Consider the following 10,232-nt stretch of genomic DNA (forward strand, 5'->3'; position numbering starts at 1 on the left):
CGGAAATACGGGCTCAAGCCATATCCCCTGAATTAAAGGAAAAGCAAAGATTTGAAAAAGAAAACATTTTATCCGCTCTCCTTTCACATTTTATGATCACTGTTGAAAATTACCCTATTTTAAAATCAAATGAAAACTTCTTACAGCTACAAGCGGCGTTAAACGAAATTGAAGAGCAAATTGCCGCCGCAAGAAGAGCCTATAACGCATCCGTATTTAATTATAACAACAGCATAGAAATATTCCCTTCAAAAATAATAGCTGATATTGCAGGGTTCAAAAAGAAAGTCTTTTTTGAAATTCCTGAAGAAGAAAAAGCAAGCCCCAAAATAAATACAGGGACTTCTCTATAGAAAAGATGAAACCATTTAAAACAATATATCAAGAGCTTCTCCCTCTCCTTAAAAACCTTGAAAAAACAAGGCATATATACAGCCTTCTTTCTGGGATTAGTATTGCTAGTTTACAAGTATTTCTTTTTTGTATAACGCTTTTTATTTTCCTGGGGATTCTTTCTTCTATGGGGATTGTAAGCTACCCTATAATAAGCGGGTTTTCGGCATATATTTCTCTTTTCCCTATTCCTGTAGCATTTGTCCCAATATTGGGCGTGTTGGCAGCTTTTTTTGCCCCAAGCATGTATGAGGCACAACATAAAATTATAGAAGAACTTGTAAAAGAGATGGCTCCGGGATTTAAATATAAAAAATATAAAACCATAAAATCAAGAGACATAGAAAGAAGTTCTTTGTTCCCTTTTTTCAAAGAAAACCAAGCGGTGTATGTAATGGGAAATGGCGGAATAGAAGGCACAATAGAAAACGTGGAAATTACTTTCTCAAGCATAGCCTTAACCTCTTCAAGTCCGTATGGAAGAATAAACTTTCTTTTTTACCTTCCTGTCATCAATCTTTTTGCCGTTACCTTCCTTTATTTGCGCCCGTTGGTTTCCAGAAAAAAAATAGAGGACATTTATCCTTTTAAAGGTCTTTTTATAATGGCGGATCTGCCCAAAAAAATAAAAGGGCGCACAATTGTCCTTCCTGATACATTGGAAAAAAAGATAGGATTTTTGGCGCAATCCATACAATCTTTAAGCCGCCAAGGAGAGCTGGCATACATGGAAAGCCCTGAATTTGAAAATGAATTTGTAGTATATACAACGGATCAGATTGAAGCAAGATATGTGTTAACGCCAAATATAATGTACAAAATTCTTGACTTAAAAAGAAAGGCAAATAGGGAGTTGATGTTATCTTTCACAAAAAACAAAGTTTATATCGCTATGCCGGGGCAAACATGGATTTTTGATCTTCTTCGTGAAAAAAGCGCACTCAATCGTGATTTTTTAAAAACCATTTATGATGACATTCTCTTAGCTCTGGGCATTGTAAATGATTTGGGTTTAAATATAAACATCTGGTCGGCTCCGCCCAATAAAGAGAAAATTCAGGAAAAAGAAGGGGAAGAAACAGAAGAGGAAGAAAACAAAAAACCATTTGACGAAATACTTCCTACTTGATAGATTATGTCTTATGCAGATTAATAAATTTGCTTCGCTTTTTATGGTTGTTCCGTTTTTTTTATTTATGGGAGTTGCTCCGATTGACAAAAATATTGATATCCCTGATCCTGAAATAACCCCTCCAATAATAACTTTAGCAAGAGGGAGCGGGCGTGGAACCCCCAGCTACAGCTTGGCTATTTATGATGATGGGCTTGTAATTTACGAAGGGAAGTTATTTGTAAAAACAACAGGCATTAAAAAATCAAAAATAGATAAAGAAAGCCTTAATTTTCTATTATCAACATTTGAAAACGAAGGTTATTTTTCATTTAAAGACGAATATTTTAACCACGACGCAACGGATATGCCCAATATTACAACTTCTGTAAAAATTGGAAATAAGAATAAAAAAATAAGCCATTATCGCGGAGATTTTTCAGCCCCCAAGAAGCTCATCGAGTTGGAAAATAAAATAGATGAGGCTGTTAACTCAAAACAGTGGGTTAAGTAAACCACCACACTCTTACAATCGGGCATTTTATGTGATAAAAAAATTATAACAATTCAAAGATGTCTATCTCTTCTGGTGTTTCTAATGGCGCAGTAAATGGGGCATTAAGTTCAACAGGGTTTTTAGCCTGCCCCAAAACGCCAGATAAACAAGGCCCTTCCCCGCTCCCCACTTCGCCATCACCAATATCTTCTGGCATTTTTGGGGCAGAATTTTTTTCTAGATCTTTTTTCTGTGTTGGGTCTGTGTCAAAAAGGTCTAGTAATTGCTCGAAAAATTTATTTTTCCCCTCTTCTCTGCCATAACTGGAAAGATCCTCCCTGGAAAAAGAAGAAATAAAACTTTGTGGATTCCAGTTTATAGACATAAACCCGTTCACCCCATTTCACCTCGATTATCTTAATCGGGGTTCAATTATATATCGTAAAACTACTTAAAAAACTTGTGTATATTTTACATATATTTATAGAATAAACCTCGATTATGATTATCAGGGCTTATTGAGTCATGGTATAATAAACCACTATGAAGAATTTAATATTTGTCCTTTTATTTGTTCTGAGTTTCTCTTCTTTTGCGTCCGGCTTATATAAAATACCAGTTCCAAAAAATTTGTTTAATACGGAATTCTCAATTAATACTTATCTTCAGGAAAACAAAAAACTTGTGACTGAAGAAAAAACTACCTTTCAAAAACAAACAGAAGAAAATGGGGATTTCCTTGTTATAACCTCAAAAATAAAAACTCTCGATAAAGATGGAAAATACTTTTATACAACAAATCAAGCAAATTATCAGTTGGAAAATAATAAAATTTCCGCTTATGCGCAAACAACAAAAATCAATAAAGAGGCCACCCCCTATCAAGACTTATCACTAACCTTTGATTGGGCAGATAAAGAGGCTATCTTTAATAAAAAAGACTATAAAACCGACAAGAAAACATCAAAAACAATCAAGCTAACACCAAAAACAATGACAGCTCGGGGCGCAAGTTTTTATTTTCAAAACATGATCACCAATAATATAAAAGAAGATAAAATCAAAATGATTATTCCTGACGGAAATACTTATGGCATGAATATATTTATCTCTTATTCTCCTGAAAATATTAAAATAGGAGATAAGAACATCTCTTGCTATAGAGTTGATTTAAAGCCCGATATGGGATTTCTTTCAGGAATAATTCCTGTTATGCATTTTTGGTTTTCAATCAACGCTCCGCACCCTTTTATAAGGTATACTGGACTAGAAAGAGGCCCCGGATCTCCTGAAATTATTCAGGAGATTTCAAGCCTCTAAAAACATTCAAAATCCCCCACCAGGAGCGGTTTGATTTGGCGTCCAATCGCCACCAATGTCCCCTGTCGGCAGATGAGTTTCACCGCCATCTCCAACTTGATCTCCTACCTCTGGAATAGTAGGATCAGTCTCTTCCCCTTCCGGCTCGCTAGGAGTTGTATGAACTTGTTCCCCCACCCCCGGAATTGAAGGATCCTCCGTCTCTCCTCCTGCCCCTGTCCCTCCATCTCCAACTTGTACCCAAACCGGCACAGTAGGAGTTTCTGTCGGATCATCGGAATCATTATGAGTAGGATGAACCTGTGTCCCCTCATCAATTTCATTTGCTTTATCCCCTAAGACAACTCCCGCCAATAAATTAAGGAATTGATTTGGATCTGTCTTAGAAGTTTGTACCCCAGAACTTGTATTTGTAGGACTTAAGATGGAGTTTATGGCATTTTTCGAAAATAAAAAGTCTGACATATTTATCACCTCCTCCCCACGACCAATTAACTATCGAGATAAGCGCAATAAATCTTGTATTATTTAGTACTCTGCTAGAAGTCTGTTCGTCTATGAACCCCGATTTCATAATCGGGGTGAATAATCGGGGTGAAATATTGTTAAAACTGTTATAATTATTTTATGGACCTTTTTGACTATCAAGACAAAAAAGAAAACCAACCCCTCCCCTATCGCATGGCTCCGCGTATAATCGATGAAATTGCAGGTCAGAAAAATATTTTAGGAAAAGACAAACTTCTGCGCCGGCTTATTGAAACAGATAAAATAACTTCGATTATCCTGTATGGCCCTCCGGGAGTTGGGAAAACTGTAATAGCAAGGGTTATTGCAAATACTACAAAGGGACATTTTGAATGGCTAAATGCCGCAACCGCAAGCGTTGACGATATCCGAAAGGCAAGTAAACAGGCAAAAGAAAGAAGGAAATTAAATAAGATAAAAACTATATTATTTTTAGATGAGATACACAGGTTTAACAAGCTTCAGCAAGACTCTTTATTGCCTGATGTTGAAGAAGGGAATTTAATCTTAATCGGAGCAACAACAGAAAATCCTTTCTTTTATGTGAATTCGGCTCTTGTTTCGCGTTCTCAAATTTTTGAATTAAAACCTCTTTCGACAGAAGATTTAAAAAAAGTCATCAACAATGCTTTAACAGACAAGGAAAGAGGGTTTGGAAATTTAAAAGTCAAAATAGATGATGAAGCTCTTTCTCATCTCGCAAAAATTTCAGATGGCGATGCACGTCGTGCGCTTTCGGCTTTGGAGCTGGCTGTTTTATCGACACCAAAAGACAAGAAAGAGACAATAAACATAACACTACAAGTTGCCGAAGAGTCCATTCAAAAGAAAAAGGTCGTTTATGACAAAAAAGGGACACAGCACTACGATACGATTTCAGCTTTTATAAAATCGATGCGAGGCTCCGATCCCGATGCGGCGCTTTATTACCTCGCAAAGATGATTTACGCTGGAGAAGATCCAAGATTTATCGCAAGAAGGATAGTAATATGCGCGGCGGAGGATGTTGGAAATGCCGATCCTCTCGCCCTTGTAGTTGCTAATTCAGCGATGCAGGTAGCAGAATTTGTCGGAATGCCTGAAGCAAGAATTCCATTAGCCCAAGCGACAACATATGTCGCAACAGCGCCAAAAAGCAACGCTTCTTATGTTGGAATAAATGAGGCGATGGCTGAAGTGGAAAACGAGACAACGCAAGAAGTGCCGGAGCATTTAAAGAATGCCGTTTATAAGCAGGAGAAAGAGCTAGGCAAGGGAAAGGGCTATAAATATGCGCATGATTATGAAGGTGGATTTGTCGCGCAGGAATATATGAAAAGCAAAAAAAAGTTTTATACCCCAAAAAATATCGGATTTGAAAAGAAAATTAGGGCAAGGATGGAAGAACAAAAAGCAGAAGGAATTGATTGAAAAAAATTTTGGGATTAAACAAAAATGACAGAAGAAATAGCAATCTTAAGAAAAGATATTTTAAAGTACTTTGACAAACAAAATGAAATTCCAGGAGAAAAAGTCAAACTCTCCACTAGTGGACTATACTACTATGCAGTTTTTAAATATAAGCAAGCTAATCCAAAAAGAAATTGTTTAATTTGTAAAATCGAAATTTGGGTCACAGAAACTTATAAAAAAATATTTGAGTATCTTTCCGACTCTACCGACAATGAAGATAGCGCCATTTGGATTAAAAAAAATGGCACGGAATATTTATTATTACCCGAATTTGCAGGGGGCTATTCGGTTTTTGACACAACAACATACAAATTGCATAGCTATTACTCAACGGCTGACCCATTTATCTGGACAGGCATTTTCCCCTCTCCATCAGTTGATAAAATAGCAGTAAATGGCTGTTATTGGGGCTGTCCAGATGAGTTAAGAGTATTTGATACAAAAAATATTATATCCTTGCCTTATAAAATGATTTATCAAATTATTAACGTCACAAACGAAGCTGCGTTTGAGCACTGGGAAGATGATAATACAATGGTAATCTGCAAAAACAAAAAAGATATAATGCGAATTGGGGTATAATATTATTTTCTAATTTCAAATTGAAAATAGCAGTTAACATTAATTTCTATCTTACCAATTTAATCTTCTTTACATTTTGTTTCTATTTTCGGAGATGCATAATCATTAAATTTATCGGGATAATACCTATTTTGTATTGCTCCTACATTTTCTGGCGCATAGCGGTTAGCTCCATCTATGTCTTCCCAACTGTCTACTGGAGCATGAAAATGCAACTTATCATCAACTCCCACGAATTAACAACAAAAAAACTTGCAAAGCCATTTTGTTATTATCCTCTTTTTCTTTCCCTATTTTCAAAATATCGATCAACAGCTTCTTTGGTTGTTAACCAATTGCGCCCTTGTTTATATGCTTCAAGCTTTCCTTTTCTGGCAAGTAAATTCAAATATTTAGCAGAAATTCCGGTTTTCACGCTGATTCTTGATAATAATTCATCTTTTTCGTTTTTTTCGGAAAAAGGCGTAATAGCTTTTAAATAAATATTAAGTGATCTTTCGACATTTTGGGCTATAAATCTTACCAATGGAAGATAGTCCCCTTTGTCTGCCCTTGATAACACTCTATAATATTTTTTGCGATCATTTTTTAAAACTATCGCTAACGGATAACCTCGTTGCATTATCAATATGTTCATCACAAGCCTTGCAGTTCTTCCGTTTCCATCAAAAAATGGGTGGATATGCACAATTTTGTGATGTAATAAAGCGGCAAGTTCTATAGGATGTATTTTTTTTTGATTTTTTCTTACCCAATCAATTACATCTTTCATTTTGCCTGAAATTTGAAGAGCATCAGGAGGTGTATGATCCGCCCCACCAATAATTACATTGCCATCCCTATATTTTCCTGCCCACTCTTTCTCGGTATCATGCACCACTAATTGATGCAAACTCCGAATGAGCATTTCTGAAATAGTTTGTCGTTTATCATGCGAAACCAGACCTGTTAAGTATTCCAAGGCTTCGTAATGATTTTTAGCTTCCAAGTGATCTTTTAATGGCTTTCCCTTGATCGTAATTCCTTCATTAATAACCAAAAAGGTTTCTTTTAAATTAAGGCTGTTCCCTTCAATTCCGTTAGAATTATAAGTCATCTCTATCTCAAATTGTTGCTGTAGTTTTTTAACAAAAGACGCAGGCAAAGGTCGAAATTTATTTAATTTTTTAAGCTTTTCTTCTATTCGATTTTTTAGCTTTTTATCTAAATATTCCATAATATGGTTTACTCAATTTTTATCACTATACCATATTAAGAAATTTTGTCAATATTTTGCATTGTTTCCAAAAAGATACCGGGCTTGAAAAGAAGATTAGGGCAAGGATGGAGGAGCTTAAAAAATCATAGACGCAAATCTGCCTGCATGGTATAATTATCCAAACAGAATAATTCTACAAGGATAATTTGAAACATTATGAAAAATCCGTTCTTTTTCGGCAAAGAGGTCTTAGGAGATGCCTTTACGGATAGAAAATCCGAGCTAAAAGAGCTTATTTCTGATATTGAGCAGGGACTCAATGTTATTCTCTATTCCCCAAGGCGATATGGCAAAACATCCCTCATAAAAAAAACAATTGGAACGGTTAAAAATCGCGGAATTTTGACTTTTTATATCGATCTTTTTCCAATGACAACTTTCAACGATTTTGTAAAGATTTTCGCAGAGGCCATATCAAGCTTGGAGGCCTCTTCAAACTTAAAAACATTTATAAAAACATTAGGCAAAATTCTCCCAAAACTTATTCCTAAAATAATTTTAAGGCCCCACGGAGATGCGGAAATTTCTTTTGATTTGGAGAGGCTTTTTAAAGAAAAAGAAGAGGTTTTGGATGATTTATTGGAAGCGGTTCCCAAGCTGGCAAAAAGCAGGGGGAAAATCGCATTAGTTGTTTTTGACGAGTTTCAGGAAATTTCAAAGCTTGAAGAAGCTGATAAATTAGAGAGAATAATACGCTCCCACATTCAAAAGCATCAAAATATCTCATATGTATTTTTAGGTAGTAAGCGCCACTTGATGCAGGGAATGTTTAAAGATAAAAATCGACCTCTTTATAATTGTGGCAGGCATTTCCCATTGCTTAAAATCTCCTCACAAGATTTTGCAAGTTTCATAAAAGAGAACTTTTTTAAGACCGGAATAAAAATTAAAGAAGAAGAAATTGAGAAGATATTAAGCATTACAGAGTGCCACCCTTACTATACTCAATTATTTTGCCACATTTTATGGGATAATTGCCATGAACAAAGAAATGCCAATTTAAAAGATGTTGATAGTACGCTTGAACAGCTTATCATGGAAGAGGAGTCCTCTTTTTCTGCTATTTGGGAAGATTTATCTTCTGTCCAAAGAACTTTAGTAAAAGCTTTGGCTTATGATGAAATTTTATCTCTTTTCTCGCAAGTATTTTTACAAAAATACGCATTAAAATCCGTATCCGCCCTGCAAAAAGCGATTAAAACTTTAGAAAAAAAAGAGATTATTGAACGAGCCAACGGTCATTACACTCTAAGCGATTTATTTTTCAAAAAGTGGATTAATCGAAGAATAGGGTTATAAGTTGTTTTAACATTCCGGTAATAGTTGAGTTTCTATCTTACCAATTTAATCTTCTTTACATTTTGTTTCTATTTTCGGAGATGCATAATCATTAAATTTATCGGGGTAAATGATCGGGGGCTAATGCTTCTGTAAGCCAAGTGAGTAGTTCTTGCCATGGAAGAATAGTAATAGCATTACGCTCCATCCTATGTGGCGCCTGGCAAACGCAACAGAGCTTGGCTCCAGGACTTGCTTCTGCAAAAGACCTCAAGCTTCTAAGATGTGTTGAATCGATTGTGTCTGTTGCTTTTATTTCTATTGCCAATATTTTGCCTCTAGGAGTTTCTATAATTAAATCAACTTCTACTCCTTTTTCTGTTCTGTAATGAGAAAAAGCCAAATCAAGCCTATTATAGTCGTTGTAACGCATGATTTCTAAAACAATAAAATGTTCAAAAGCTCTTCCAAAAAGCGAAGTGTGAGGTTCCAGTGGCACGGTTAGTTGTTTGGATAAAGCACGGGCTACCCCTACATCAAAGAAGTAAAATTTAGGATGTTTTGAAAGACGATGGCGTACAGATTTTGTAAATGGATAAATAAATCTTCCAATCAGTGTATCAACTAAAATCTGAAAATATCCTTTGACCGTTGAAAGAGAGACAGAAGTCTCTCTGGCAATATTAGAATAATTAATTACATTGCCATTTTCGCTTCCTGCTATCAAAAGAAAATGGCTAAAGCGATCTATTCTGCGTAATTGAGCCTCTCTTTCGATCTCTTCTTGTAAATAGGTATCAACATAAGCCCTTAGCCTTTCAATAGCAAAAGCCTCTTTCCCTTCAGTGTATATGCTGGGGATGGTGCCAAATTGCAAGGCCTTAAGCAAGGAGAAATCAGAGCCCAATTCATCAATAGTTAAAGGGTGAAGACTATAAGACAAAGCTCTTCCTGCCAATAAATTTGCCTCGTGTCTCTTCAGTCGCCTCGCACTTGATCCTGTCAATACAAAAAAAGGAGGATTTGGGGATTCCATTATTAAGTGAACTTCATTTAGTAAATCAGGTATTCGTTGTACTTCGTCGATTATGACATGAGTGATCTCTTTCCGTCGAGAATGAACTTCTTCTCGCAAAAGTGAAGGATGTGATAAAAAACGAAGAAATGTTTCTTTATCAAGTAAATTATAAAAAAGTATATTTTCTTTTAAAAAAAGCATTTTGAGCAGCGTGCTTTTTCCTGTTTGTCTTGGTCCAAATAAGAAAAAACTATGATCTTTTGGTAGCTCTATAGAGCGCTTTATTGTGTCCATGGCTCAATTTTACGCCGTAAAACTATATTAGTCAAGCAGTTTTACGATCTTTTTATGAAATAGTTTTTTTGATAAATCAAGCTCCCTTTTTATCACATTCCAATCACACTCTCACAAAACGGAATGTCAACCTAAAAATGAGCGCATTTTAGGAGAGAAGCTCTCTTGTAAAATTTTCAAGTAAATCATAATCAGCGTTATCCGCAGCTCTCAAGGCTTCGATATATTTTTCCCTGATATTCGTTTCATTGATTAGTTCCGCATTTGGCCAGTTTGGTAATTTATGGGCATTATTAAATAAAAAAATATCAGAAACCAATCTTGCATGCCTTCCGTTTCCATTTACAAATGGATGTATTTTTACCAAGCGATGATGAATTCGCAAGCTCTGTTCAAAAATTGTCATTTCCTTTGCATTGTGCCAATATTCAATATCATCGACCAATAATTTCGTTTGTTCTAAAATCAAATCCCAAGCAACACCAATGTTATAATTTCTTGT

The 10,232-nt window shown here is 35.6% G+C and carries 11 protein-coding genes and 1 pseudogene; 7 read left to right on the top strand and 5 right to left on the bottom strand.

Annotated features, from left to right (window positions below):
* From A2290_02270 to A2290_02280, 3 genes and pseudogenes are all read left to right on the top strand, one after another.
* Positions 1-353: pseudogene (locus tag A2290_02270) on the top strand (LemA family protein).
* Between the two features lie 5 nt (positions 354-358).
* Entirely contained in the window at positions 359-1,522 is a 1,164-nt protein-coding gene (locus tag A2290_02275) for a hypothetical protein (GenBank protein OGC13525.1), read from the top strand.
* A 13-nt stretch (positions 1,523-1,535) separates the two neighbouring features.
* Complete coding sequence (locus A2290_02280; protein ID OGC13526.1) at positions 1,536-2,018, top strand: hypothetical protein; 483 nt, start codon at positions 1,536-1,538, stop codon at positions 2,016-2,018.
* A gap of 43 nt (positions 2,019-2,061) precedes the next feature.
* On the opposite strand, the gene A2290_02285 is transcribed toward A2290_02280, so the two are convergent.
* On the bottom strand, positions 2,062-2,385 hold the full coding sequence (locus A2290_02285) for a hypothetical protein (protein OGC13527.1): 324 nt from the start codon (positions 2,383-2,385) through the stop codon (positions 2,062-2,064).
* A gap of 158 nt (positions 2,386-2,543) precedes the next feature.
* Here A2290_02285 and A2290_02290 point away from each other — a divergent pair, with 158 nt between their 5' ends.
* Positions 2,544-3,320 (top strand): hypothetical protein, encoded by a 777-nt coding sequence (locus A2290_02290; GenBank protein ID OGC13528.1) that lies wholly within the window; start codon positions 2,544-2,546, stop codon positions 3,318-3,320.
* Between the two features lie 6 nt (positions 3,321-3,326).
* Here the strand turns inward: A2290_02290 and A2290_02295 are convergent, their stop codons facing one another.
* Positions 3,327-3,785, bottom strand: a complete 459-nt coding sequence (locus A2290_02295) for a hypothetical protein (protein ID OGC13529.1) — start codon at positions 3,783-3,785, stop codon at positions 3,327-3,329.
* A gap of 162 nt (positions 3,786-3,947) precedes the next feature.
* Between A2290_02295 and A2290_02300 the strand changes: the two genes are divergently transcribed.
* A complete protein-coding gene (locus tag A2290_02300) occupies positions 3,948-5,258 on the top strand; it encodes an AAA family ATPase (GenBank protein OGC13530.1) in 1,311 nt (436 codons plus the stop codon).
* Positions 5,259-5,282: 24 nt separating this feature from the next.
* Complete coding sequence (locus A2290_02305) at positions 5,283-5,882, top strand: hypothetical protein (GenBank protein ID OGC13531.1); 600 nt, start codon at positions 5,283-5,285, stop codon at positions 5,880-5,882.
* A gap of 271 nt (positions 5,883-6,153) precedes the next feature.
* Here the strand turns inward: A2290_02305 and A2290_02310 are convergent, their stop codons facing one another.
* The gene (locus A2290_02310) at positions 6,154-7,098 is read right to left on the bottom strand and encodes a cell filamentation protein Fic (GenBank protein ID OGC13532.1); all 945 of its coding nucleotides are present in this window, start codon (positions 7,096-7,098) and stop codon (positions 6,154-6,156) included.
* 198 nt (positions 7,099-7,296) lie between these two features.
* On the opposite strand from A2290_02310, the gene A2290_02315 reads away from it, so the two are divergent.
* Entirely contained in the window at positions 7,297-8,439 is a 1,143-nt protein-coding gene (locus tag A2290_02315; GenBank protein ID OGC13533.1) for a hypothetical protein, read from the top strand.
* Positions 8,440-8,536: 97 nt separating this feature from the next.
* Here the strand turns inward: A2290_02315 and A2290_02320 are convergent, their stop codons facing one another.
* Both A2290_02320 and A2290_02325 read right to left on the bottom strand, forming a co-directional pair.
* A complete protein-coding gene (locus A2290_02320) occupies positions 8,537-9,730 on the bottom strand; it encodes a hypothetical protein (GenBank protein OGC13534.1) in 1,194 nt (397 codons plus the stop codon).
* Between the two features lie 148 nt (positions 9,731-9,878).
* Positions 9,879-10,232, bottom strand: a 354-nt coding sequence (locus A2290_02325) for a hypothetical protein (protein OGC13535.1), incomplete at its 5' end; no start/stop codon positions are given.

Source organism: candidate division WOR-1 bacterium RIFOXYB2_FULL_36_35 (genome assembly GCA_001771505.1).
In the GTDB taxonomy this organism is placed as follows: domain Bacteria; phylum Margulisbacteria; class WOR-1; order XYC2-FULL-46-14; family XYC2-FULL-37-10; genus XYB2-FULL-36-35.

Excerpts from the sequence above, each read along its gene's own strand:
- A2290_02305 (OGC13531.1), top strand. The coding sequence starts at position 5,283 with ATGACAGAAGAAATAGCAATCTTAAGAAAAGATATTTTAAAGTACTTT.
- A2290_02275 (OGC13525.1), top strand. The coding sequence starts at position 359 with ATGAAACCATTTAAAACAATATATCAAGAGCTTCTCCCTCTCCTTAAA.
- A2290_02295 (OGC13529.1), bottom strand. The coding sequence starts at position 3,785 with ATGTCAGACTTTTTATTTTCGAAAAATGCCATAAACTCCATCTTAAGT.
- A2290_02310 (OGC13532.1), bottom strand. The coding sequence starts at position 7,098 with ATGGAATATTTAGATAAAAAGCTAAAAAATCGAATAGAAGAAAAGCTT.
- A2290_02315 (OGC13533.1), top strand. The coding sequence starts at position 7,297 with ATGAAAAATCCGTTCTTTTTCGGCAAAGAGGTCTTAGGAGATGCCTTT.
- A2290_02280 (OGC13526.1), top strand. The coding sequence starts at position 1,536 with ATGCAGATTAATAAATTTGCTTCGCTTTTTATGGTTGTTCCGTTTTTT.
- A2290_02290 (OGC13528.1), top strand. The coding sequence starts at position 2,544 with ATGAAGAATTTAATATTTGTCCTTTTATTTGTTCTGAGTTTCTCTTCT.
- A2290_02300 (OGC13530.1), top strand. The coding sequence starts at position 3,948 with ATGGACCTTTTTGACTATCAAGACAAAAAAGAAAACCAACCCCTCCCC.
- A2290_02320 (OGC13534.1), bottom strand. The coding sequence starts at position 9,730 with ATGGACACAATAAAGCGCTCTATAGAGCTACCAAAAGATCATAGTTTT.
- A2290_02285 (OGC13527.1), bottom strand. The coding sequence starts at position 2,385 with ATGTCTATAAACTGGAATCCACAAAGTTTTATTTCTTCTTTTTCCAGG.